Annotated in this window: 25 protein-coding genes; 13 read left to right on the forward strand and 12 right to left on the reverse strand. The window is 31.8% G+C overall.

Translation table 11 applies throughout. The features are described 5' to 3' along the window. Position 1: 1 nt before the first annotated feature. Complete coding sequence (locus ACVC5O_RS15625; protein ID WP_452222412.1) at positions 2 to 2296, forward strand: T9SS type A sorting domain-containing protein; 2295 nt, start codon at positions 2 to 4, stop codon at positions 2294 to 2296. Positions 2297 to 2402: 106 nt separating this feature from the next. Continuing rightward, entirely contained in the window at positions 2403 to 3200 is a 798-nt protein-coding gene (locus tag ACVC5O_RS15630) for a DUF6503 family protein (protein WP_452222413.1), read from the forward strand. A 51-nt stretch (positions 3201 to 3251) separates the two neighbouring features. Here the strand turns inward: ACVC5O_RS15630 and ACVC5O_RS15635 are convergent, their stop codons facing one another. From ACVC5O_RS15635 to ACVC5O_RS15650, 4 genes are all read right to left on the reverse strand, one after another. After that, complete coding sequence (locus ACVC5O_RS15635) at positions 3252 to 3623, reverse strand: hypothetical protein (RefSeq protein WP_452222414.1); 372 nt, start codon at positions 3621 to 3623, stop codon at positions 3252 to 3254. Positions 3624 to 3652: 29 nt separating this feature from the next. After that, positions 3653 to 4948 carry an amidohydrolase family protein gene (locus ACVC5O_RS15640; RefSeq protein ID WP_452222415.1) on the reverse strand — a complete coding sequence of 432 codons (1296 nt, stop codon included), beginning with the start codon at positions 4946 to 4948 and terminating at the stop codon, positions 3653 to 3655. Positions 4949 to 4952: 4 nt separating this feature from the next. Beyond that, entirely contained in the window at positions 4953 to 7961 is a 3009-nt protein-coding gene (locus ACVC5O_RS15645; RefSeq protein WP_452222416.1) for an amidohydrolase family protein, read from the reverse strand. A gap of 75 nt (positions 7962 to 8036) precedes the next feature. Then, complete coding sequence (locus tag ACVC5O_RS15650) at positions 8037 to 9104, reverse strand: DUF3810 domain-containing protein (RefSeq protein ID WP_452222417.1); 1068 nt, start codon at positions 9102 to 9104, stop codon at positions 8037 to 8039. 51 nt (positions 9105 to 9155) lie between these two features. Between ACVC5O_RS15650 and ACVC5O_RS15655 the strand changes: the two genes are divergently transcribed. After that, the gene (locus tag ACVC5O_RS15655) at positions 9156 to 10619 is read left to right on the forward strand and encodes an aminoacyl-histidine dipeptidase (protein ID WP_452222418.1); all 1464 of its coding nucleotides are present in this window, start codon (positions 9156 to 9158) and stop codon (positions 10617 to 10619) included. A gap of 85 nt (positions 10620 to 10704) precedes the next feature. On the opposite strand, the gene ACVC5O_RS15660 is transcribed toward ACVC5O_RS15655, so the two are convergent. The 3 genes from ACVC5O_RS15660 to ACVC5O_RS15670 are packed head-to-tail and all read right to left on the reverse strand — an operon-like array spanning position 10705 to position 13501. Next, positions 10705 to 11946 (reverse strand): peptidylprolyl isomerase, encoded by a 1242-nt coding sequence (locus ACVC5O_RS15660; protein WP_452222419.1) that lies wholly within the window; start codon positions 11944 to 11946, stop codon positions 10705 to 10707. A 6-nt stretch (positions 11947 to 11952) separates the two neighbouring features. Continuing rightward, positions 11953 to 12489, reverse strand: coding sequence for a gliding motility-associated peptidyl-prolyl isomerase GldI (gene gldI / locus ACVC5O_RS15665; RefSeq protein ID WP_452222420.1), 537 nt, complete (start codon positions 12487 to 12489; stop codon positions 11953 to 11955). Next, positions 12482 to 13501, reverse strand: a complete 1020-nt coding sequence (locus ACVC5O_RS15670; protein WP_452222421.1) for a DHH family phosphoesterase — start codon at positions 13499 to 13501, stop codon at positions 12482 to 12484. Before ACVC5O_RS15670 ends, gldI begins: the two co-directional genes overlap by 8 nt. Before the next feature lie 87 nt (positions 13502 to 13588). Here ACVC5O_RS15670 and ACVC5O_RS15675 point away from each other — a divergent pair, with 87 nt between their 5' ends. Together ACVC5O_RS15675 and ACVC5O_RS15680 are read left to right on the forward strand one after the other, a co-directional pair. Further along, complete coding sequence (locus ACVC5O_RS15675; RefSeq protein ID WP_452222422.1) at positions 13589 to 14008, forward strand: nucleoside-diphosphate kinase; 420 nt, start codon at positions 13589 to 13591, stop codon at positions 14006 to 14008. A 106-nt stretch (positions 14009 to 14114) separates the two neighbouring features. Then, positions 14115 to 16667 carry a M4 family metallopeptidase gene (locus ACVC5O_RS15680; RefSeq protein WP_452222423.1) on the forward strand — a complete coding sequence of 851 codons (2553 nt, stop codon included), beginning with the start codon at positions 14115 to 14117 and terminating at the stop codon, positions 16665 to 16667. A gap of 96 nt (positions 16668 to 16763) precedes the next feature. Here the strand turns inward: ACVC5O_RS15680 and ACVC5O_RS15685 are convergent, their stop codons facing one another. The 5 genes from ACVC5O_RS15685 to recF all read right to left on the reverse strand — a co-directional run bounded on the left by ACVC5O_RS15685 (position 16764) and on the right by recF (position 19256). Next, on the reverse strand, positions 16764 to 16955 hold the full coding sequence (locus tag ACVC5O_RS15685) for a cold-shock protein (protein ID WP_299890629.1): 192 nt from the start codon (positions 16953 to 16955) through the stop codon (positions 16764 to 16766). A 154-nt stretch (positions 16956 to 17109) separates the two neighbouring features. Beyond that, positions 17110 to 17301, reverse strand: a complete 192-nt coding sequence (locus tag ACVC5O_RS15690; RefSeq protein ID WP_452222424.1) for a cold-shock protein — start codon at positions 17299 to 17301, stop codon at positions 17110 to 17112. A 110-nt stretch (positions 17302 to 17411) separates the two neighbouring features. Then, positions 17412 to 17708, reverse strand: a complete 297-nt coding sequence (locus ACVC5O_RS15695) for a DUF721 domain-containing protein (protein ID WP_452222425.1) — start codon at positions 17706 to 17708, stop codon at positions 17412 to 17414. A 29-nt stretch (positions 17709 to 17737) separates the two neighbouring features. Continuing rightward, complete coding sequence (locus ACVC5O_RS15700) at positions 17738 to 18196, reverse strand: lipocalin family protein (protein WP_452222426.1); 459 nt, start codon at positions 18194 to 18196, stop codon at positions 17738 to 17740. Beyond that, positions 18177 to 19256, reverse strand: coding sequence for a DNA replication/repair protein RecF (gene recF, locus ACVC5O_RS15705; protein WP_452222427.1), 1080 nt, complete (start codon positions 19254 to 19256; stop codon positions 18177 to 18179). Before recF ends, ACVC5O_RS15700 begins: the two co-directional genes overlap by 20 nt. A gap of 134 nt (positions 19257 to 19390) precedes the next feature. Between recF and ACVC5O_RS15710 the strand changes: the two genes are divergently transcribed. The 8 genes from ACVC5O_RS15710 to ACVC5O_RS15745 all read left to right on the forward strand — a co-directional run bounded on the left by ACVC5O_RS15710 (position 19391) and on the right by ACVC5O_RS15745 (position 25814). Then, a complete protein-coding gene (locus ACVC5O_RS15710; RefSeq protein ID WP_452222428.1) occupies positions 19391 to 20158 on the forward strand; it encodes a tetratricopeptide repeat protein in 768 nt (255 codons plus the stop codon). Between the two features lies 1 nt (position 20159). Continuing rightward, complete coding sequence (gene ribH / locus ACVC5O_RS15715; RefSeq protein WP_452222429.1) at positions 20160 to 20648, forward strand: 6,7-dimethyl-8-ribityllumazine synthase; 489 nt, start codon at positions 20160 to 20162, stop codon at positions 20646 to 20648. Between the two features lie 105 nt (positions 20649 to 20753). Beyond that, a complete protein-coding gene (locus ACVC5O_RS15720; protein ID WP_452222430.1) occupies positions 20754 to 20975 on the forward strand; it encodes a hypothetical protein in 222 nt (73 codons plus the stop codon). A gap of 2 nt (positions 20976 to 20977) precedes the next feature. After that, complete coding sequence (locus ACVC5O_RS15725) at positions 20978 to 21259, forward strand: riboflavin synthase subunit beta (RefSeq protein WP_452222431.1); 282 nt, start codon at positions 20978 to 20980, stop codon at positions 21257 to 21259. A gap of 3 nt (positions 21260 to 21262) precedes the next feature. Further along, on the forward strand, positions 21263 to 23113 hold the full coding sequence (gene mutL, locus ACVC5O_RS15730; protein WP_452222432.1) for a DNA mismatch repair endonuclease MutL: 1851 nt from the start codon (positions 21263 to 21265) through the stop codon (positions 23111 to 23113). Between the two features lie 15 nt (positions 23114 to 23128). Continuing rightward, positions 23129 to 23878: a rhomboid family intramembrane serine protease gene (locus ACVC5O_RS15735; protein WP_452222435.1), complete on the forward strand. Its 750-nt coding sequence runs from the start codon at positions 23129 to 23131 to the stop codon at positions 23876 to 23878. Continuing rightward, positions 23878 to 24738 carry a rhomboid family intramembrane serine protease gene (locus ACVC5O_RS15740; protein ID WP_452222433.1) on the forward strand — a complete coding sequence of 287 codons (861 nt, stop codon included), beginning with the start codon at positions 23878 to 23880 and terminating at the stop codon, positions 24736 to 24738. Before ACVC5O_RS15735 ends, ACVC5O_RS15740 begins: the two co-directional genes overlap by 1 nt. Positions 24739 to 24782: 44 nt before the next feature. After that, positions 24783 to 25814 (forward strand): endonuclease/exonuclease/phosphatase family protein, encoded by a 1032-nt coding sequence (locus ACVC5O_RS15745; protein WP_452222434.1) that lies wholly within the window; start codon positions 24783 to 24785, stop codon positions 25812 to 25814. The last annotated feature ends 149 nt before the right edge of the window (positions 25815 to 25963 follow it).

Raw genomic sequence — 25963 nt, forward strand, 5'->3', positions numbered from 1 at the left:
CATGACACAAAAACTACTTTTTTTTATTACTTTAATTTTATCTTTTTCGGCTTTTGCTCAAGACGACGCCTCTTTTACATTATCACCAACTTGCGATGGCGCTATTGTACTTACTGTAGCAACTCCTGGAGGAACTTACATGTTTAATCCAGAGCCAACAGATGGAGCTATTATTAATACTAATACAGGCACAGTAATTAATGGGACTTCCAATGTAAGTTACACTATAGAGTACACAACTAATGGCTCGCAACCTGCAACGAGTTCAGAAACATTTACTGTATTAAATTCTCCAGTAGCTGGAGCACCTATTAGCAACGAAGTTTGTGATGATAATAATGATGATTTTGCCATATTTGATTTGACTACAAATGATGCGTACTTTTCAGGAGGTTCATCTAATTTCATTGTGAGTTATTTTGTATCTCAAGCAGATGCCAATAGTAATTCTAGTCCAATTATAAATTCAAATACTTATACAAATATTACTAACCCTCAAACGTTATTTGTTAGAGTGGAAGATGCAACAACAAACTGTTTCGTGACATCTACATTAACAATTAGTGTTTTACCTTTACCTACGCCTTCTCAAAACATACCAGTTCTGGAGGTTTGTGATGATGATAATGATGGGTTTTCAACATTCGATTTAACCATCAATGAACTTTATATAGCAAATGGAGAGCCTTACTCTTTTTCTTACTTTGAAAGTTTAGCTGAGGCTGAAGGAAATTTTAATCAAATATCAAATCCAACTAATTATTTTAATACAGCAAATCCACAAACCATTTTTGTAAGAGTAGAAATTAGTAATTCAGGTTGTTTTACAATTGTAGATTTTGATATTGTTGTAAATCCAATTCCTTTGCATTCGGTAATTACAGATTTTATAATTTGTGAATTGAATACAGATGGATTTGCAAACTTTGATTTAAACACTAAAACAAATGAAGTTTTAAACAGTCAAGATCCTACAATACACTCTGTGAGTTATTACGAAACTCAAGCAGATGCAAATAATGGAACAAATTCTATTTTTAGTCCATATTTTAATGTGAGTAATCCACAAACTATTTATGTAAAAATCACAAATAATAATACAGGATGTAGCAGTACAGTATCAACTTTTGATTTAGTTGTAGCAGAAACTCCACAAGCAAATTCTGTTTTTTACGAATTATGCGATGATAATGTTGAAACAGATAACGACCCAACAAACAATAGCTCTCAGTTTGATTTAAGCACGCAAAATGCAATAATTTTAAATGGTCAAGATCCATCTGTTTTTAACATAAATTATTTTGAAACTCAAGCAGATGCCGATTTTAATGTCAACCCTTTACCATTATTATATTCAAACACTACAAACCCACAAGTTGTTTTTGCACGTGTTGATAATTCTCAATGCTATGAAGTTACAACACTTACATTAAATGTAAATGCCTTACCAGCTTCAATGCTTCAAAACGAAGTAGAATATTGCGCAGGAGAAACCACTGTATTAAATACAGCTTTAAACACTAGTAGTTATGCTTTTGAGTGGGCTTATAATGGTGTTGTTTTAATAGATGAAACTAACGAAACCCTTACAGTAAACCAAGCAGGAGTTTACGATGTTGTTATTTTTGATTTAAATACAGGTTGTTCTCTTTCTAACACTGTTTCTGTTACCGAAGTTAATTGTGTAGATTCTGATGGAGATGGTGTTGATGATAGTGATGAGGATGTAAATGGAAACGGAAATTTAGACGACGATGATACAGATATGGATACGATACCTAATTATTTAGACGAGGATGATGATGGCGATAATGTACCTACAAGTATCGAGGTTGAAGCAGCATTTGGTAGAACCACTTTGCACATTTTTATTGATACAGATAATGATTTAATTGAAAATTATTTGGACGATGATGACGATGGAGATGGTGTTTTAACCATTAACGAAGATTACAATAACAATGGAGATCCAACAGACGATGATACCGATTTTAGTGGAGCACCAGACTACTTAGAAGCTAATGTGGCATTAAGTATTAACGAGTTTTCTAGTTATAATTTTAAATTTTATCCAAATCCTGCAAATAACCAAATTACTATACAATTAAATACTAATTTAAATGAAGAATGCTTAGTAGAAATTATTAATCTTCAAGGCAAGAAAATTATAGAGAAAAATATAAAAAGCGAAACATCAAACATTAATTTAAATGTTTCTAATTTACAATCTGGTTTATACTTTGTTAAGCTGAAGCTGAAGAATAAGCAAGCAATTAAAAAACTAATAATTGAATAGAAGTATAAGTACCTATTACAAAAGCTTCAGTTTTAAACTGAAGCTTTTGTAAGCTAATTTTAAAATTTCCGACCTAAGAATCTTATAAAATTAACTTTAAAAATAAATGAAAAACCTTAGTGTTATTGCCTTGTTAATATTTACTATAACAGCTTGTAAGCAAAATGAAAAGCCTGTTGAAGTTGTTGACTATTCAAAAGAAAACCTAGAAATTACCACTTCAATTTATCCAGAAAATATTACTAAAGTGTTTGAAGCTCATGGAGGTTTAGAGCAGTGGAATACTATGCAGTCCTTAGCCTTTACTATGGAAAAACCAGATGGAGATGAACTAACAATAACTAATTTAAAATCTAGAGAATCGTACATAGACATGCCAAAACATACTATTGGGTTTGATGGAGAAGAGGTTTGGATACTAAATAAAGGAACAGAAGATTATAAAAGTAACCCTAAGTTTTACTATAATCTTATGTTTTACTTCTATGCCATGCCTTTTGTATTGGCAGACGATGGGATTATATATACTGATGTGGAGCCTTTAGTTTTTGAAGGCGAAAGCTATCCAGGAATTAAAATTAGTTACGAAAGTGGAGTAGGAGAGTCTCCAGAAGATGAGTATATACTTTATTATAATCCAAATACGTTTATTATGGAATGGCTAGGTTATACAGTGACTTATTTTTCTAAAGAAAAAAGCAAAGAATTTCATTTTATAAAGTATAGCGAGTGGCAAACTGTAGAAAATTTAAAATTACCTAAGGTTTTAACGTGGTACCATTATGAGAATAATAAACCTACCAAAAAGCGTAACGATTTACTGTTTAAAGATATAAAAATATCTATAGAAGCGCATTCAATAAATACGTTCAAAAAGCCAGAAAGCGCTACAGTAGTGGAGTAAAAAAAGAGAGCTAATAGCTCTCTTTTTTTATTTAAAATATAATTAATTATATTATTTCTTTTTATTATTTAGTATAAGTTGGTTATCCTGAAACGGATTTATAGAATTGCCAGTAAACATAATACGTTGCATTTCTAGATTTAAACTTGGTCTTGAATCTAACTCTAAGCCTTCAAACGATTTCCCTAAATTTCTGGTATCCACTAAAATTTGACCTTGTCGCATTTCATCAAAACCTCTAATTACAGTTGTAGTTTGATTTATGTTATTACTAAGCGCTTTTAGATTATCATAAACTGAATTAAATCCTTTGTAGTTTAATTTTTTATAATCAAATTTATAATTATTAGTTGTTGTAGTATTTTCCTGCGAATAGCCTAAAAAACTTATAAATAAAATACTAAGTGTTATAAATGCTTTCATAGTTATAATTTTTTAAATTGTGACTAAAATTATTTTTTATACTTATTAGAGTAACGCTCATATAGCTTGGTTTGGTGTGTGTCTAAACTAATATTGCGACCTTGTACAAAGGCCTGTATTAATTTATTAGTCCTCATATCTAAAGCATCACCTTCACTAATAAATAGTGTAGCGTCTTTACCTACGTCTAAGGAGCCACAAAACTCATCGATACCTAAAATTTTTGCTGTATTGAGTGTAATTAACTGTAAAGCTTCTTCTTTACTTAAGCCATACGCAACACAAGTTCCTGCTAAAAAAGGAAGGTTTCTTGTATTCATACGTTCCATACTTCCAGAATTTTCTAAACCTACTAAAACACCACTTTTAACTAGTTTGTTAGCTAGCTTAAAAGGCAGGTCATAATCTTCGTCTTCGTTTTTAGGCCTAGAGTGTACACGTTGTAATAACACAGGAATATTATGTTGTTTTAGTAAATGTGCAACGTTATTAGCTTCATAACCACCAACTATTACTTTGTTTTTAATATTTTGATTATCACAAAAATTTACAGCATCTATAATTCCTCTTTCGTTATCTACATGAATAAATAAAGTTTTTGAGCCATCGAATATGCCTTTTAAAGCTTCAAAAGGTAAGTTTTTGGTTTCACCACTTTTAGCATACGCTTTACTATTATTAATAAATGAGTGGAGTTCTTCTACTTGTTTTGTGTAGTCTTTGTTTTCTTTTAAAACATTAGGTTCTCCAAGCCACCAACGACCACGAGAATAGGTGTTTGGCCAATTAATATGTATGCCATCATCCTCTTTAATTACAGCATCTTCCCAATTCCAAGCATCGAGTTGCACAATGGATGAAGTGCCAGAAATACGACCACCACGAGGTGTAATTTGAGCCATTAACACACCATTTGGTCGCATAGATTCAACTACCTTAGACTCTGTATTATAAGCTATTAAACTACGAATGTGAGGATTCATAGCGCCAACTTCATCTACATCATTTGTTGCGCGTACAGCGTCCACTTCTACTAAACCTAATGTAGAATTTGGTGCTATAAAACCAGGATAAACGTGTTTGCCTTTAGCGTCTATAATTTTTCCTTTTCTAGCAATTTTGGTCATTGCAGAGCCAACGAAAGTAAGTTTGCCGTTTTCAAACATTATGAGAGAATTCTCAATAACCTGACCATTACCTAAGTGAGCCGTTGCACCTTCGATACATATAGGACCACTTTGTTTAGATACTGGTGTTTGTTGTGCATTAGCAGAATAAAGAGCTAATGTAAATACAGTAATTATATATAGTTTTAAAGTCTTCATTATTCTAGTGGTTTTCATTATCAATTGTATCGCAATGCATTACTTCTTTTTCTTTTTTCTCTATAGGTTTTGTTTTTAACCCATCGTTTTTTGCCTGTAACATTAAGTTTGTAAGTTCGTTTTTTTCTTTTTTAATAGCCTCTCTTAATTGTTGGTCTCTTTCTATATCAAAATAAACAACACCTTCTATAATTGTTTTTTCTGCTTTGGCATAAATAGACATAGGATGGTCGCTCCATAGTACAACATCTGCATCTTTACCAACTTTTATACTACCAACACGATCGTCTAAGTGTAATAGTTTCGCAGGATTTAGTGTTACGAATTTCCATGCTTCTTCTTCGCTTATGTTTCCATATTTAACAGACTTTGCTGCTTCTTGGTTTAAACGTCTAGACATTTCGGCATCGTCACTATTTATAGCTACTGTAACTCCTGCATTATGCATAATTGCAGCATTATAAGGTATGGCATCATTAACTTCGTATTTATACGCCCACCAATCACTAAATGTAGAGCCACCAACACCATGAGCCACCATTTTATCTGCTACTTTATAGCCTTCTAAAATATGAGTGAATGTATTGATGTTAAAATTGAATTGTTCTGCCACCTTCATCAACATATTAATTTCACTTTGTATGTAAGAGTGGCAACTAATAAAACGCTCTTTATTTATAATTTCGGCTAGCGTTTCTAACTCAATATCTTTTCGATAGGGTTTGCCACTTTTCTTTAAAGCATCGTATTCTTTTGCACGCTGAAAATAATCGATAAAAACTTGCTCAACTCCCATTCTTGTTTGTGGAAAGCGTACTTTGTTATTGTCGCCCCAATTTGATTGTTTGACGTTTTCACCTAAAGCAAATTTTATAAATTTTGGACTGTTTTTATATATTAACCCTTCTGCAGTTTCACCCCATTTTAGTTTAATTATTGCAGAGCGTCCACCAATTGGGTTTGCAGAACCATGTAATATTTGAATGCTGGTAACTCCTCCAGCAAGGTTTCTGTAAATATTAATGTCTTCAGCATCGAGAACATCTTCAATAGTGACTTCTGCTGTACTATTTTGTCCTGCTTCGTTAACTGAAGAAGTTGCAATATGCGAATGCTCATCTATAATTCCTGCTGTTAAATGTTTGCCAGTACCATCTATTATTTTTGCACCAGAATTGGATAAATTAGATCCTATTTTACTAATTTTTCCATTTGTAATTAAAACGTCTGTATTTTTAATAATTCCTTCTTTTTCATTAGTCCAAACGGTTACATTTTTAAACAGAAGGGTTTCTTGTTTTGGTAAAGATGTAAAACCATAAGCCGAATTTGGAAATGTAACAGGATAAATTTTATTTACTTTATCGTCGTCTTTTTTGTCTTTCTTTTTGTCGTCTTCAGCTTCATCATCTTTGTCTTCGGAAATAGCACTGTTTGATTTTGTTGCAAAAAAAGTGGTTTCATTTCCATTTGGAAAATAGGCTTTACCATTAATATTGTTTTCATTTTTAACATTAGCAATTAGTCTAATAAACTCTTGTTTGGTAGTGTCTGTTGAGGTTATTGTGAGGTTTAGCCAATTGTCTTTAAAACTTATTTTGGAACCTAGTTTTTTATTATCTGCCTTAACTTTTGATTTTAGTTTTTTTGCTTTGCCAGAAATTTCTAATTCGTAGTCTATATTAGCGAGCTTAAACGTATAGTTTCCTTTTAAATCCTTTACATCTTTGTTTTCGTAAACTGTTTTGTTACCTAAAACCCAATGCTCATAAATAGTAGTTTTTTTATCAAATACATCTCCAGAGGTGATTATGAAATTAGCATAAGCACCTTTGTTTAATGAGCCTATTTCATTTTGTTTACCTAAAATTTTTGCAGGTACTGTAGTTAAAGCTTCTAGTGCTTTAGTTTTGTTTAAACCATATTTTATTGCTTTTAATAAGTTAGGCATAAACTCTTCTGGTTTTTTTAACTTGTGTGTGGTTAGTGCAAATAACACGTTATTATCTGCTAAAACCTTAAGGTTTGTTGGGCTTTGATTCCACGCTTTTAAATCTGCTAAACTCACTCCTTTAGCTAAATACGGATCTGTCATATCAAAAGCATCAGGAAAATCTAAAGGGATTATATATGTGGCATTTGTGTTTTTAATAGCATTAATACGCTCGTACTCATCTCCACCACCAACAATAGTGTATTGGATATTAAATTCGTCTCCAAGTTTATCAAAACGCAAAGCGTTAACCTTACTACCTGCTTCTAATATTTGAGGCTTATTTTTATTTGTTATATAGGCTTCTAAAGCTCTATCTTTTCTGTCGGACAGTCCTTTTGCATACCATTTCGCATCATGATTAACTTGCCTTAAAAGTGCCATAGTTCCCATTAAGGAAGTAGGATAGGCTTGTCTAGAGGTTTTACTCTTACTAGTCCCTAAATATTGAGCAGAATGCATGTCTAAAATGCGTTTTGCATTAGAGCTTTCTTCGTCTAAAGCCACTAGAGTTCCTGTACCTCTAATAATTCCATCTTCAATGTGCGTATTTACAACACCAAAGCCAGCTTTTTTTAAAGCCTTAGCTTTTTCATTATCAAATTTTAGGTGGTCGATTGCATTTTGGTCTGGCCTAATATGGTCGTTCCAATAAAATCCATCCCTTCCTGCATCATATTGCGGTCTATTAGAATGGTCAGAATCTGCTTTTGGAGTTGCCACTCCAAACGTAGAGTACACATCTATAAACGAAGGATAAATGGATTTACCACTTAAGTCTATTGTAATACTGTTTGTTGGAATTGATATGGATTTTCCAACTTGCACTACTTTGCCATCTTTAATTAATAATGTGCCATTATCAATTAGTTGTGTTGGTGTGACATAGATTTTAGCGTTTGTTAATGCTGTGTAATTAGATGTGGAAGTTTTTACACCATCGTTTTTTGGGAAATAGTCTTGTGCACTAACAATAATAGAACACAAAAATAAGGTGATTAGAAAAAAGCGGTTTTTCATATTTTTTTTGATGTTTAAGCATTAAAGATACTAATAAGCTTAAAGTGAAAAAAAAATAGAGCTAAATTTTAACGTTTAAAGCGATTTGTTTTTTAGGTGATTTACTAACAACGCAACTACATAGCTGTAGCTTTGCATGCCTTTTTCTTGATTGTTTGCTTTTAGATAGCCATTGTAGGTTTTCTTAAAATAAGGTTCTGTTGGGTTTTTATAACTATTCCAAAACGCTTGTACATCTTTGTAATTAAGTATTATACCTGTATTTATACTTTCTAAAAGTTCAAAATAGAGTGTTTGGTCACGCTTATAAACCTCTCGAAGACAGTGTTTTAATCCGAAAGTGTAGCCAGAATATTTAAAATATAAGTTTGGATTGTGTGTTGCTGCCAAATACCCAATAAAATTAGCTTCGTTTTCGGCTGCGTAACCTAATTGGTGGGCGATTTCGTGCGATGTTGTGGTTGGTAATTTATATTTTGGGATTAAACTATTTACCTGTGCTTCGTTTGTAATGGGATTTAAATAACCACTAAAACCCATTATGGAAAGTGGATAGGTTAATAACGATTTTTTAATACTTTTTGGACTGTATTCCAACTGTGGATATTCGGTTTGTAAATTCTTATAACCTTCAGGAGCACTTGCTAACAACTCATTTTTGCTAAACGGAAATGTGATTTTAATCGAATCATGTTCAGCTAAATTATTATGAATACTATTAGATTTACTAATAAGCTTTTTAGTAACTGCAACTAACTCTTGGGTAGTATATTCTGCACTTAAATTTAAGTTTATGTGTAAAGGTTGTCTGTAATAATTAAAAGCCCAAAATAAGTGAAACGCAAAATAGATAATTGTTACAGCAGAAATGACATCAATTAGCCAATTAAAGAAGTCTTTATAGAGGCGTTTTACATTTAATATTATCCATCGTAAACAGTATAGTATTAAGACTATGTACATTACATCACCAAACGAAAAAGGCAACCAGCCTAAAGTATAACGTGTAAGTTTAGAGGTGTAAATATAAAGACCATTACTATAATAATTTTCAACAAACTCAGGATATAGCTTTAGTTGCTTTGTTAATAAAATTAAAGGAATAATTAACAAAGCAATAACCGCTTTTTTGTTTTTTAGCATAACCAAAAATAATAAAAAGAATGTACCTTTGCTAAACTAAAAATTTACAAAATGAGTTCAGAAATAAGAGAATTACAACCTAAAGCACTGTGGAATAAATTCGCAGACTTAAATGCAGTCCCAAGACCTTCTAAAAAAGAAGAACGCGTGATTAAGTTTATGAAGGATTTTGGAGCAAGTTTAGGTTTAGAAACAATTGAAGATGAGGTAGGAAATGTAATTATTAAAAAGCCTGCAACGGCTGGAATGGAAGACCGAAAAGCCATAGTTATGCAATCGCATTTAGATATGGTACATCAAAAAAATAACGATACCGTTTTTGATTTTGATACCCAAGGCATAGATATGTTTGTAGAAGGCGATTGGGTAAAAGCAAAAGGGACAACTTTAGGAGCAGATAATGGCTTAGGTGTTGCAACTATAATGGCAATTTTAGAGAGTACAGATATTGCACATCCTGCAATTGAAGCCTTATTTACTATTGATGAAGAAACTGGGATGACAGGAGCAATGGGTTTAAAAGGAGGTTTGCTTAATGGCGAAATACTTTTAAATTTAGATACTGAAGAAGACGATGAAATTGGAGTAGGTTGCGCTGGTGGAGTAGATGTTACAGCAACTAGAACGTATGAAGAAGAAGAAACACCTGAATTTAAAATGGGTTTTAAAGTTACGGTAAAGGGCTTACAAGGTGGTCACTCCGGAATGCAAATTCATGAAGGTTTAGGAAACGCAAATAAAATAATGAACCGTTTATTATTTGATGGTTTTGAGAATTTTGGTTTGCGTATTTCGGAAATTGATGGAGGAAGTTTACGTAACGCCATTCCAAGAGAAAGTAATGCTACTGTAGCCATTGATGCTGTGCACGAAGCGGCTTTTAAAAGCGAAATGAATGACCTTGCAGCTACCATAAAAATAGAGTACAAAACAATGGAGCCAGATATGGTTATAGAGGTGACTAAAGTTGATGCGCCAAAAAAGATAATGAATCTTGGTGTACAAGAAGGGTTAACTAGAGCGCTATATGCAGCATTAAATGGTGTATATAGAATGAGTGCAGATATCCCAAATTTAGTTGAAACTTCAAATAACATTGCACGCGTAATTGTAAAAGAAGGCAATATAAAAATTGGTTGTTTAACCCGAAGCTCTGTAGAAAGTTCTAAATGGGATTTAGCAAATATGTTACGTGCTACTTTTGAGTTAACAGGTTGTGAAGTAGAGTTTAGCGGAGATTATCCTGGTTGGAAACCAAATATGGATTCCGATATTTTAAAAGTTATGGTGCCTATTTACAAAGCATTAAATAATAACGAAGAGCCTTATGTTGCTGCTTGCCATGCAGGTTTAGAATGTGGAATTTTAGGCACAAACTACCCAGAAATGGATATGATAAGTTTTGGTCCTAATATTAAAGGAGCGCACTCTCCAGATGAAAGAGCACAGATTTCTTCTGCTCAAAAATACTGGAAGTTTGTTTTAGAAATTTTGAAAAACATACCAAAGAAATAAGACTCTATATGGAGATTGTAGAATAAAAAAAAGCATCTATTTTAATTTAAAATAGATGCTTTTTTATGAGTTATAGTTTAAAGTATTATTTAATACTTACTAATTCCACATCAAAAACTAAATTTGAGTTGGCAGGAATTGGACCATTTGGTTTAGAACCATAACCTAAATAAGAAGGGATAAACACTCTCGCTTTATCTCCAATATTCATTTTTAGAAATGCTTCTCTAAATCCTGGTATTAATCCAGCACTAGTGTTGTATTTTCTATCAAAAGGTTTGTAAGCACCTTGCTCATCTGCACGCTCATCATAAATTCCGTTAGCTTTAGCAACATCTTTCCAAGTGGTGTAAAATAGTTTTCCATCTTCTAAATAACCAGCGCAGTGAATGTAAACATTATCTGAGGGTTTTGGTTTAGCACCATTTCCTTTTTTAGTAGAAACCATTATCATTCCAGTAGGAGATTCAAAAACTTCTCCTTTATCTTTATTTTCTTTTAAAAATTGTTGTGCAGAAGCTTTAGATTGTTCTTTTAAAACCTCTAGTTCTTTAGCTCTGTTTTCTTCGGCAATTTTTTCTTGTTGCTCTCTAAGTGTTTTTAATTTCTCTAAAAGTAAAGGCTCTTGGTTATTAAATACAGCAACAGCATCAAAGGCTTTTGCATTTGCTCCTTTTCTAATTATATTTATTTTTTGAATCACAACATCCTCTAAAGGTTTGTTTAATGTTCTACGTTCTTTAGAAACTGGAACATTAGAGATGCTGTCTTGGACTTCTAATCCTAAAACTAATTCTCCAAAAACACTGTGACAACTCACACCTCTTTGTTCGCAAGGCTTTACGCTTCCGCTAGAATCAAAAGCATCTCCTCTAGGATATGGTACTTCAGTTATAAAAAACTGACTTCCATTAGTGCTAATTCCTCCAGAATTTGCCATGGATAATATTCCTGCTTTATCGTGTTTTAATGAAGGGTCAAATTCGCTAGTAAATTTGTATCCAGCACTTCCCATTCCTGTTCCTGTTGGATCTCCTCCTTGAATCATAAAATTATCCATAACTCTGTGAAAAATAATTCCGTTGTAAAATGGTTTTCCTTTTAAAGAGTCGGCTAGTTTTGGGTGGTTACCTTCGGCTAAGCCAACAAAATTAGCAACAACAACAGGAACTTTATCATAATGTAGTTTAGCAACCATTGTGCCTTTGGTGGTTACAATTTCGGCATATAATCCATCTTCTAAATTTGGATATTGACTTTGGCAAGCGTTAAGACTTAGTAGTAGTGTTAAGAAAAAAATCTTCATAGTAATTTTTAAAATATTCATAATTAATTATTTGTCTTGTTTTGATATAGAGTTTACTGTCACATCACATATTAATGGAACACTAGTTCCAATCTTATTTTCATCGCCATAATAACCAAAGGCTTTTTGCGAGGGAAATAAAAAGGTTATAGATTCTCCTGGTTTCATTAATTTTAAGCCTTCTCTTAAACCAGAAAACAATTCTTGCTTATCCATAACATAGTCTCTGTCTTTGGATTCGCCATAAACAGATTGTTCATTTAAAGTTTTTAAATTGTATTTAAAATTTACAATATCTCCAAAATCTGGTGTTGTTTTTGTACTATCCACTTGGGTTTGATATTGGTACCAAAATCCATTTTCAGAAGCAATAAAATTACTGTTTGGTTTAGACTCTATATAATCTAAAATTTGTTGAGTTTCTGCTTCGTTAAGTTTTTTATTTCTTTCTACAGAGGCATCAATAAAAGATCCTGTTTTTACAGAAACGGGTTTACGTGCTTCTGGTGTTTTGCAACTTATTGCAAATAATATAATTAGTAATAACGATACTTTGTTACGCATTATTTAGAGCTTTAGAATAGTCTGGTAATATACTAATAAATTTTTCAATTGTGGTTTTAAGGTCATCATCACTCTTGCCTCCAGCAGCATTAGTATGGCCTCCACCACTAAAGTGTGCTCTCGAAAATTCGTTTACAGAAAACTCACCTTTACTACGTAACGAAATTTTTATGATTTGATTTTGTTTGTCTTCAATAAAAATAGCTGCAAACACAATATTATTTAAGGAGAGTGCGTAATTTACAAAGCCTTCAGTATCTCCTTTTTTGTAATCAAAACGTTGCAATTCGTCTTGCGATAAAGTAATATAAGCTGTTCTATGCTCTAGAAGTACTTTTAAATTACTTAAAGCACAACCTAATAATTGCATACGATTATAACTATTAGTATCGTACACATTATTATGGATTTCATTATTTTGTGCGCCTTTATCTATTAATTCGGCTACAATGCGATGTGTAGTACTTGTTGTAGATTTAAACCTAAAAGAGCCAGTATCTGTCATAATACCAACATATAAACAGGTGGCAATAGTTTGATTAATACTTTTAGTTTCGTCTAATTTATCTAAAAAGTGATACACCATTTCGCAAGTAGAACTCATAGAGACATCGCTAAACATATACTTAGCATAATCATCTGGTTGCTGGTGATGATCTATCATTATTTTAATAGCATTACTTTGTGCTAAAATAGATTCCATATCGCCTGTTCTATGCAGTGCATTAAAATCTAAAGTAAAAATAATATCTGCAGAGTTAATTAGTTGTTCTGCATCCTCTTTTTGTGTGTCGTATTTTAAAATAGAATCTTCACCTGGTAACCATTTTAAAAAATCCGGATAATCATTTGGTGCAATTATAGTTGCTTGATGCGAGTGTTGTTTTAGAAAATGATATAAACCTAAAGTAGAGCCAATAGCATCTCCATCTGGGTTTTTATGAGGTACAATCACAATTTTTTTTGCAGAAGAAAGTAATTTTTTTATGTCTAAAATATCTTGTTTTGTCATAGCGTACGAAGATACAATTTTTTAATATTGGTTTATATGGTATTTATTTAGAAATGCATTACTTTTGCCAAAATTTAAAATAATACAATGGCAACAAATAGAACATTTACAATGCTTAAGCCAGATTCTGTTGAAAAAGGGAATATTGGTGCAATACTAGAAAAAATTACAGCTTCAGGATTTAGAATCGTAGCTTTAAAATTAACACAAATGACAAAGGCAGATGCTGAAGCTTTTTATGCTATACATAACGAGCGTCCTTTCTTTGGTGAGTTAGTAGAATATATGACTAGAGGTCCAATAGTCGCTGCAATACTTGAAAAAGAGAATGCAGTTGAGGATTTTAGAACGTTAATTGGAGCAACTAATCCTGCAGATGCTGCAGAAGGTACTATTCGTAAACTATATGCAGCTTCTATTGGAGAAAATGCTGTACATGGTAGTGATAGTGACGAGAATGCAGCTATTGAAGGTGCTTTCCATTTTTCTGGAAGAGAAATGTTTTAAACATTTTAACCGATAAATAATACACTTAAACCTGAATTTTAACAAATTCAGGTTTTTTTATACCTGATAATCAACTAACTTAACGCTTTTAGAAAAATAATATAAAATGAAAAAAATTACTTACCTCTGCGCTTTTACTTTGCTTTTTGTAACTAGTATTTTTGCGCAATCTAATGCTAAAACCATTGAACGTTTTTACAATAAAACAAAAGCTACTATCAGTTTTAACGAAACTAATACTACCATAAATTTTATTAAATTTCCTAATCAAAACCCCTTTGAGTCTAATGGGAATAGTCTAAAAGATAAAGTAAGTAATTTTTTAGATACTAACGCTTCTCTTTTTAAAATGCCTAATGGTAATGCCTTTGTTTTCGATAAACAAAATACAGATAGTTATGGTTTTAATCATTTAAATTACCAACAGCATTATAATGGAGTGCCTGTTTTTGATGCAAAGCTAAAGTTTCATTTTAATAAAGATGGGAAAATAACTGCTATTAATGGTAACGTAATTCCTAATATAAAAGTTAATCCTATTCCAACAATCAACTCTTCTTCAGCAAAAAATAAAGCAATAGAGGTTATTAATAAGCAAAATTTAAATTATTCAGGAACAGACTTGTTTATTGAGCAAAGTAAATTAGTTATTTATCCAAAAGGCCTTATTCAAAATAAAACGATTATAAATCACTTAGCCTATTATATTGAAGTAAGAAATAATGTCGATGTTAGAGAGTATGTGTTTATAGATGCGCATACAGGAAATCTTATCGAACAGTTTACAGGAATAGCTCATGCGTTAGATAGAGTAGTTTATGAAGGAAATACCAGTACTGTTGTTTGGCAAGAAGGCGATGTTTTTCCTGGAGACTTAACTGTTTGGCAACAAAATGAAGTAGAAACTTCTGGGCACATGTATTATTTTTTTAATAATACTTTTGGTTATGATTCTTATAATGGTTCTGGTGCACAAATGAGAACTATAAATAATAATCCTAATGTGGGAAATGCAAGTTGGAATGGAGTAACTACAAATTATAGAGATGGAACTGCATCAGACGATGTTATTGCTCATGAATGGGGACACGCTTATACAGAATATACTAGCGGTTTAATTTATGCATATCAATCTGGTGCTATAAATGAATCCTATTCAGATATTTGGGGAGAAACTATAGATTTATTAAACAATTACCAAGATGAAGGCGAAGACCTGTCTTTAAGAACAGCCTGTCAAAGCTCCGATAGATGGAGAATGGGAGAAGATGCCACATTTTTTAGTGGCCCTATCCGAGATCTTTGGGATCCTACTTGTAATGGTCATCCAGGAAAACTAACAGATGGACAATATTGGTGTGCAGAGTCTGATTCTGGTGGAGTACATGTAAATTCAGGAATTCCAAATCATGCTTACGCTTTATTAGTAGATGGTGGCAGTTATAATGGACAAATAATTGCAGGAATTGGTTTTACAAAAGCTGCGCATATTTTTTGGAGAGCTCAGAGCGTATATTTAACCTCTACAAGTGATTTTAGTGATTTGGCAGATGCTTTAGAAGCTTCTGCTAATGATTTGTTAGGAATAAATTTAGAAGGATTATCTTTTACAGTTATACCTTCTGGATTGTCTGGAGAAATAATAACACCAAGTGATGTTAACCAATTAGCTAATGCCTTATTGGCTGTAGAATTACGCACAGATAATAACTGTAATTTCACACCTGTTTTAGCAGAAATTTCTCCATTATGTGACTCTGCAACAGCAAATCCAATTTATTTTGAAGATTGGGAAAGTGGTATGGGTAACTGGGTAGTTAACCAAACACCATCAAACCCTGCAACTTGGGAGTCTAGAGATTGGACAATAAGTAACACATTACCAAAGGGTAGAGCAGGAAGTGCTGTTTTTGGTGTCGATCCTATAAATGGTAATTGTGGATCGGATTTACAAAATGGAATTATTACTTTAGAAAGTCCTGTTATAACACTTCCTGATTTTTCTGAAGGGACTTACGAAATGTACTTTAATCATTATGTTTCAACTGAAGCAAATTGGGATGGAGGAAATATTAAATATAAAATTAATGCTGTTGGAGATTGGATGATTTTGCCTGATACTGCATTTTTAGAAAACGCCTATAACAGTGTATTAAACTCACAAGCTCAAGGCAATGATAACCCAATGGAATCTCAACCTGTATTTACAGGTTCTGATCAAGGTACAACTAGTGGAAGTTGGGGAACAAGTGTTATAGATTTATCAGTGCTTGGAGTAAGTGCTAACGATAGTGTACAATTTAAATTCGATTTAGGAACAGATGGTTGTAACGGAAGAGAAGGTTGGTATATTGATGAGCTTGCAGTTTATAATTGTGCCTTAGCTTTATCTGTAGAAGAGTTTGCAAATTTAGATCAAACAGTTTCTATTTATCCTAACCCTTCTAGCGGTGAATTTAATATCGTTAAATTGAAGCAAGTGAATTTAAAACAAGCTCAGGTTTATGATATTAACGGACGATTAATAAATACGATAGATTTAAATACAGTTAATAATGAAACGACATTAGATATTACAGATGCAGCAACAGGTATGTACTTTATTACTATTACTGCAGAAGATAATGCAAAAACTACTTTTAAAGTACTTAAGCAATAAGTGTTGTATGTAAATGATGAAAAAAAATTATATTAAATAAAAAAAGCCTCTTCAAAATGAAGAGGCTTTTGCTTTAAAAACGTGTTGTAGTATATATTAAATTACTTTTACATTTACTGCGTTTAGTCCTTTTTTTCCTTCTTGTAAGTCGAATTCTACTTCGTCGCCTTCGCGAATTTCGTCAATTAAGCCCGAAATGTGTACAAAATGGTCTTTGTCTACACCTTCTTCAGTGATGAAACCAAATCCTTTAGTGTCGTTGAAGAATTTTACTGTGCCTTTACTCATTGTAATAAATTTTATTGTTAATTATTATATTAATAACAAAGATGATGCCAGTAATTTATGCAGTAACTAATAAGAAGGTTTTATTAGGTATAAAAAAAGCTCACTAAATAAATAGTGAGCTTTCTGTGTAATAAGGTAAATAGAAAATATATAATTATACTACTTTTACGTTTACTGCGTTCATACCTTTACGACCTTCTTGAAGATCGAATTCTACTGCATCTCCTTCACGAACTTCGTCGATTAAACCAGAGATGTGTACGAAATGGTCTTTGTCTGATCCTTCTTCAGTTATAAAACCGAAACCTTTTGAATCATTGAAAAATTTTACTGTGCCTTGAGCCATTTTAAAAAAATATTAATTTATAATTACTGCAAATATATAATTTAAAATAATAATTCCTCGTTAATTATAAAAAATTTATTTTAATCTGTCAATTTTATTAATAAGTGTAATTACCTCAAAACTAACTTTTTAATTAAAGGTTTACCAAGGGCTTCGTTTAGCATCGCAATTATTTTTTCTTTGCCATAACTTAGCTCTTCGCGTAAAACACTAGAGGATAATTGTATGTATAACGTGTCTCTTTTTAACTCAATGGCTGTGGTGTAATTACTTACGCCATTTCCCATTAAGCTATTCCAAGTGTCTCTTACATTAACACTATCCAAACCAGCTTCTAACTTATTAGTTTCAACAAAATCTTTTAAGGCATCTGCAATGCTTAAGTGTTCATTATTTCGTTTTGCCATATTTATTTTCCGAGAAAGCGGTAATCTTATTAATTAAGGTTTATAGGTATGTATCGTTTATAATAATATACATTATTATTTTCGTTAATGAGTTCTAAATGGTCTTTATTAGCTCTTAAAACAGTTTCTTTCCATGTATTATAAGGTGTTTTATAATATATGTTTAAACTGTCGTTTTCAATTTTTAGTGTTAATGCTTCTAAATCGTTAGAGGCTTCAAACGTACCATTAAATGTGGGAGATAATTTTTTTCTAAATCCAGTGAGCGAATCATTTATCTCAAAAAAATCAATATTTTGATTTATTGTGTATTCTCTTTTTTCGCCATTGGCTAATTTTACAGCTTCAATTTCCCAATAGCCATTTATATGCTCAATAAAGGGTTTTGGGTTTTTAGAGCAGCTTGTAGTTACGATAATAATACTAAGTAATACTATCGTTTTTACTGTATTTTTTAAAATTAAAAATTTACAATCTAAATATTTCATAGGATTGGTGTACTTGTTTAACAGCTTGTTCTGTGCGTTCTGCATGTGTATCGCTTATAAATAATTGTCCAAAGTTTTCATCATCCACTAATTTAATAATTTGTGCAACGCGTTGCTCGTCTAATTTATCAAAAATATCATCGAGTAACAAAATTGGATTTACACCACTTTGTGCTTTTATAAAATCAAATTGCGCCAACTTTAAAGCGATTAAAAAGGATTTTTGTTGTCCTTGGCTTCCAAATTTTTTAATTGGATGTGTGTCTATATTAAATAGCAAGTCATCTTTATGTATCCCAACGCTAGTGTACTGTATAGCTTTATCTTTATTAATTGCTTTTTTTAGTAAAGTTTCTAAATCATTATCGTACAAATCACTTTTATACACTAAATCTACAGCTTCATTTCCATTACTGATGGCTAAATATCTAGATTTAAAAATAGGAATAAAAGTTTCTAAAAATGTTTTTCTTTTTTCAAAAACAACTGTACCATACTCATTTAATTGGCTGTTGTATATAGATAATGTATCGTTATTAAACGTATTGTTTAGCGCAAAATATTTTAAAAGCGAGTTGCGTTGTGCGAGTGTTTTATTATACTTTATTAGCGTGTTTAAGTAATTGGTATCACTCTGTGAAATTACACTATCTATAAATTTTCGTCTGGTATCGCTACCTTCAATTATTAAGTCTCTATCTGCTGGCGAAATAATGACTAAAGGCAAAAAACCAATGTGCTCACTAAATTTTTCGTAAGCCTTACTATTGCGTTTTATTATTTTTTTCTGACCTCTTTTTAAGCTAACTACAATTTTTTCAGCTTTGCTATCTTTTTCATATTCACCATTAACCACAAAAAAATCTTCGTTGTGTTTAATATTTTGGCTAGCAATTGGATTAAAATAACTTTTCCCAAACGAGAGGTGATAAATAGCGTCTAAAACATTAGTTTTCCCTATACCATTGTTACCAACAATACAGTTTATTTTGTTGTTAAACTCGAAAGTTTTACTGTCGAAATTCTTATAATTTAGAAGAGAAAGAGATTTTAAAATCATATATTTTTTTAGCTTCAACGTTATTTATAAAAAGCTACGAATAAAAGGACTTGCAAATTATTGAAAAATATCAAATAAAACCCCTTTTATTTACTAAGAAAATTATATTTTTGTGCGCATTAATAAAATTAAAGATGGCAACATACAAGAAAAGAGGATATAAACCAAAAACGAAAGTAGAGAAGGAAGTTGTAGTAGAAGAAAACTCAACAACTGCAGAAGTATTTAATACTTTAGACGAAACAGCTTCTAAAACTGAAGACTTTGTAGCAAAAAACCAAAAGTACATTTTTATAATTATTGGTATTGTAGCAGCTGGTGTTTTAGGCTATTTAGGTTATAACGAGTTTATTGCTAAGCCTGCACAGCAAGTGGCAACTAACGATATGTTTCAAGCTCAAAAATACTTTAACGAAGCAACAACTGGAGTAGCACAAGATTCTTTATATAACTTAGCGTTAAATGGAGGAGAAGGGAAGTATGGTATGTTAGATATTATTAAGGAGCACAGCGGAACACCTGCTGCAAACCTTGCTAATTATTATGCAGGAATGGCTTACTTAAATACAAAAAAATATCAGGAAGCTATTTCTCATTTAGATAATTTTAAAAGTGACGATGCAGTAATAGCTGCAAAAGCTAAAGGCGCTATTGGAGATGCATTTGTACAATTAAACCAAAAAGAAGATGCTTTAGGTTATTACGAAAAAGCAGCGACTATGCGTACTAACGAATACACAACACCTATGTATTTATATAAAGCAGGTATGATTGCTTTAGACTTAGAACAAACAGATAAAGCACTTGGCTTTTTAAATACAATTAAAGATAACTATCCTAAATCTCCAGAAGCTAGTAATGCTGAGGTATTAATAGGAAAAGCACAAGCAATGGCTAAATAGTATGGCTACAGAAAATAATAATTTATCAGAATACGATAAAGCATCAATCCCAAACGCGAAAAATTTTCGGTTTGGGATTGTTGTTTCAGAGTGGAATGAGAACATTACACAAGGGCTTTTAAAAGGAGCCAAAACGACGCTTTTAGAACATGGAACAGAATCTAAAAACATTACAGTTTGGGACGTTCCTGGAAGTTACGAGCTTATTTATGGCAGTAAAAAAATGCAACTTCAAAACGTAGATGCAGTAATCGCAATAGGTAGTGTTATCCAAGGCGAAACCAAACATTTTGATTTTGTGTGCGAAGCTGTTGCACAAGGTATTAAAGACTTAAATGTACAGTCTGATGTACCAGTTATATTTTGTGTGTTAACAGATAATAACTTACAACAAGCCATAGACCGTTCTGGTGGTAAACATGGTAATAAAGGAACAGAAGCTGCTGTTGCTGCAATAAAAATGGCTGCTTTGCGTAAAAACACCAAGTAACTAACACCATTGTATTACAAAAAAAGAATGTATTGTTAACAATTTTTAGCATTACACTTCCCTTATTTTATAGTATTTTAAGTACTTTTGAGAATAGTCTTTTAAGTGAAATATACTATTGTGTTTAACCAAAGAAAAAATAAAAAATTTAATTATAAACCTCGATTTTCTAAATCAGAAAGTGAAGAAACTAAATCGCAAATTGATTTTAATTGGAAATCTGCCAGAAAAACTAAAAGAGGAAAAGTTCGTACCTTACCAATGCTAGTCATTATATTAGGTATAATAATTGCTGTAATGTATTACTTAGAACTTAAAATGGATTAATTATGGGACTTTTAAAGAAAAGAAAGAATAAGCGTTTTAGTTATACACCTCGTTATTATAAAGGAGACAGCAGTCCTTTTGAAATGAAACATAAGTTTGATGAGTATAGGAGTACAGTTGGAGGAAACAACAGTTTAAAAGGAAAATTTAACGCTGCTTTAAACGATTATAAACACAATACTAATAAGCAAGCAAATAAAACAGTACTTATAATAGCATTATTTTTAGTATTTGTATTCTTATACATTATCGATTTTGATTTATCTATTTTCTTTCCAGGATAATACATGGCAGATATCATTCAACTCTTACCAGATCACGTTGCTAATCAAATAGCTGCAGGCGAAGTTGTACAACGACCAGCTTCAGTTGTTAAAGAATTACTAGAAAATGCAATAGATGCAGGAGCAACAACCATAAAATTATTAGTAAAAGATGCTGGCAAAACCCTTATTCAAGTTATAGATAACGGAAAAGGAATGAGCGTTACAGATGCACGTTTAAGTTTTGAGCGACATGCCACTTCAAAAATAAAATTAGCAGACGATTTATTTAATATAAATACCAAAGGATTTAGAGGCGAAGCCTTGGCAAGTATTGCTGCAATTGCTCATGTGGAATTAAAAACAAAACAAGAGCAAGACGAATTAGGTACAGAAATAGTAATAGAAGGCAGCGAAATTGTCTCTCAAAATGTTGTAGTTACTCCAAAAGGGACTTCAATTTCAGTAAAAAATTTATTTTTCAATATTCCTGCAAGACGAAATTTTTTAAAGTCTAATGCTGTGGAATTACGCCATATTATAGATGAGTTTCATCGTGTTTCCCTAGCGCATTCAGACTTAACATTCGCTATGTATCACAACGGAAGCGAATCGTTTAACTTGCCAGAAAGTAATTACAGGCAACGTATAGTAAATATTTTTGGCACCAAAACTAACGAGAAATTAGTACCTGTTGAAGAAGATACAGAAGTGCTAAAAGTATCTGGTTTTGTTGGTAAACCAGAGTATGCTAAAAAAACCAGAGGTGAGCAATTCTTTTTCGTTAATAATAGATTTATAAAAAGTGCGTATTTAAATCACGCAATAGCATCTGCTTTCGATGGCTTATTAAAAACAGGCACTCACGCTAGTTATTTTTTAAACCTTACTGTGAATCCGCAAACTATAGATATAAATATTCATCCTACAAAAACAGAAATTAAGTTTGACGATGAGCATACATTATATGCCATTTTACGTTCGGCAGTAAAGCATAGCTTAGGACAATTTAATATTGCTCCTGTTTTAGATTTTGAGCGCGATGCTAATTTAGACACGCCTTACGATTATAACAAAAAGCAAATGGCAAATACACCAACTGTTGAGGTGAATAGTAATTTTAATCCCTTTTTAGAAGAAAAACAAAACACCTCAAGAAACACGCAACGTTTTAAAAAGGATAATGCAGGAAGTTGGGAAGGCTTGTACGTTGGATTAGAATCCAAAAGTAATACGAATACAGACGATTTTAGTGAAGTTCATTTTGAAAGTGATGCCACAACAGCCTCTATGTTTGAAGCTAAACAAATAGAAAATAAGCAAAGTACCTATCAGCTTCATAATAAATACATAATTAGTACTGTTAAATCTGGGATGTTGGTGATTGATCAAAATAGAGCGCATCAACGTATTTTATACGAGGATTTTTTACAAAATATAACAGTTAAAGTAGGTGTTAGTCAACAGTTGTTATTTCCTTTAGAATTGCACTTTTCTTCACAAGAAATTGAAATAATTAAACAATTAAAAGACGATTTAGAGCATACAGGTTTTGTGTTTAAACGTATTGAGCAAGACCATTTAGAAATTACAGGAGTTCCTGTTTGTGTACCAGAAAGTGAAGTGTCCATAATTTTAGAGCAACTAATAAACGATGTAGAACACGAAGTGCCAGACAGCCATTTTAGTGTAACCGATTTGTTAGCCAAATCGTTAGCTAAAAGTTTAGCCATAAAAACAGGCCAAATATTAACCAGTGCAGAGCAAGAGCATTTAGTAAATTCGCTTTTTGCTTGTAAAGAACCAAATGCTTCTCCAACACACAAAACAACATTTGTAACTGTTGGAATAGAAGAAATAGAACGAAAATTTTAAGATTGATTGACTATGATGAATAAGTTAACAGATACTGTAAAACACCTACTTATAATAAATGTACTTATGTTTATTGGTACACTTACTATTGGAGGAGGAAATGCGTTTTACGAGTGGTTCGCACTATACTTTCCAGAAAACGAATTGTTTAAGCCTTGGCAAATCATTACGCACATGTTTATGCATGGTAGTCCTACTCATATTTTGTTTAATATGTTTGCGCTTTGGATGTTTGGAGTAGCAGTAGAAAGTGCTTTAGGTTGGAAGAAGTTTCTATTCTTATATATTTCTGCTGGTTTAGGAGCAGTTGCTTTTCAATTAGGTTACTATTATTTTAATTATTTGCCTTTACAAGAAGGGTTGCTTAATTCAGGATTAACCAACAGCCAATTAGTACAAATGTTTACTACAAACAAAATGATTCCAGGATTAACAAATGACCAAATGATAATGTTAAGGGAAGCCTTTCCAATGTTTAATGCTTCAATGGTTGGAGCCTCTGGCTGTATTATGGGAGTTTTAGCCGCTTTTGGAGTGATGAACCCAGAAGCTAAGTTGATGCTAATCTTTTTACCAATACCAATTAAAGCCAAGTATTTTATACCAGGAATTATATTATTAGATGTTATTTCTGCATTTACAGGTCAATCCTTTTTTAGTCCAAGTAATACAGCATATATGGCTCACGTTGGAGGCGCAATTGTTGGTTTTATTATTATGTGGTACTGGAAAAAAAATAGCATGAATAAATACCGTTGGGATTAATGAGTTTACAAGAAGACATAAAATTTAAACTGGCAAGGCTAAATGTTTTAGAAAAAATTATTGCTATTAATGTAATTGTATATTTAGCAACATTAATTTTTAAAGCTTTAAACGTTAGTTTTTTTAGTTATTTCTCTATTCCACCTTCCTTTACAGGCTTTTTTTATAGACCTTGGAGCATTATTAGTTATGCATTTATTCATTTCGATTTTATACACCTGCTATTTAATATGTTGTGGTTGTATATTATTGGACGTCTGTTTTTAACGCTGTTTTCTCCAAAAATGGCACTCAACATCTATTTTTTAGGCGCTATTGTTGGAGGTGTGTTTTTCTTAATGGGTTACTCCTTATTTCCTTCATTTTTTAAAGAGAGTTTATATCCATTGGTTGGTGCTTCTGCAGCAGTAAGAGCCTTACTTATATTTTTATGTGCTTATATGCCAAGTAAAGAAATGCGCTTTTTTACCTTTAATTTAAAACTTTGGTATCTTGGTGTAGCATTAGTTGTTTTTGATGTTTTAGGACTGTTTGGAGGCAATGCTGGCGGAAACTTAGCGCATTTAGGAGGTGCTTTTTTAGGCTATATGTATGCTAAACAATTACTTAAAGGTAAAGATATTGGTAAAGGTTTTGAGCGCATTTTAGACACTGTTGCAAGTTGGTTTACTTTCTCTAAAAAATCTAAAATGAGAACTGTACATAAAAAAAAATCTAAAGTTGGAGGTTATACTAAAGGCGAATTTAGTGAGTTTAATAAACAAAAAAAGATAGACGTTATACTCGATAAAATAAGCAAAAGTGGTTATGATATTCTTACAGCCGAAGAAAAAGAATTTTTATTTAGAGCTGGTAAATAATAAGCAATTACCTTCGTTGTGTATAGTAGCTTAGAACAATAGTGATGAAAAACCTTAAGTTTTTTGAGAAGATTATATTTTTCTTCAACTCCTTAGCAGCATTTATGTTGCTGTTGTCTTATGTGTTGCCACTAATGCCACCAAAACAATTCTCACTACTTTCTGTACTTAGTTTAGGAGTTCCTTTTTTAATTTTACTCAACGCGCTTTTTGTGCTTTATTGGCTTGTAAAGCTTAAAAAACAACTCATACTTTCGCTTTTAGTATTAGTAATTGGTTACTTTTTGTTTGGATCGTTATATAAATTTTATCAATCTGAAGATATTGAAAGCACCACTAACATTTCAGTAATGAACTATAATGTGAGGCTTTTTAATCTCTATAACTGGATTGAAGAGGAAGCAATAGACACTAAGATAGTAGAGTTTATTAAAACGGAAGCTCCAGATGTTTTATGCATTCAAGAATACCATCCAAACAAGAATGTTGATTTTTCTTTTTATAAATATAAATATGAAAAGCTATCAGGACAAAAAATTAAAAACGGACAAGTTATTTATTCGAAATTTCCAATAATTAATTCTGGCTCTGTGGAGTTTCCTAACACGTCTAATAATGCGATTTATGCAGATATAGTTACAGGAAAGGATACGATTAGAGTTTATAATATCCATTTACAATCATTACGAATAGATACTAATGTCGAGAAGCTAAAAAACGAAGATTCCGAACGTTTAGTAAAAGGTATTGGTAAAACGTTTGAACTGCAACAACAGCAAGCTGAATTGATTTTAGAACATAAAAAACAGTCTCCACATAAGGTAATAATGACTGGTGATTTTAATAATACTGCGTTTTCTTATGTTTATAAAACGATTAAAGGTAATTTAAATGATGCTTTTATAGAAGCAGGAAATGGTTTTGGACGTACCTACGATTTTAAGTTTTTTCCAACACGTATAGATTTTATTTTTTCTGATCCTGAGTTAACTGTTAATGGGTTTAAAACGTATAATAAAAAATATTCCGATCATTATCCTATAAAGGCAGTGTTTAGCTTAGATTCTTCGCTTTGATTTGAATGACAGTTGTTAAGATTCTTCGCTTTGATTTGAATGACAGTTAAGATTCTTCGTTTTTATTTGAATGACAGTTGTTAAGATTCTTCGCTTTGCTCTGAATGACAGTTGTTAAGATTCTTCGCTTCGCTCTGAATGACAGTTGT

The sequence above is a fragment of the Lacinutrix salivirga genome (genome assembly GCF_053604675.1).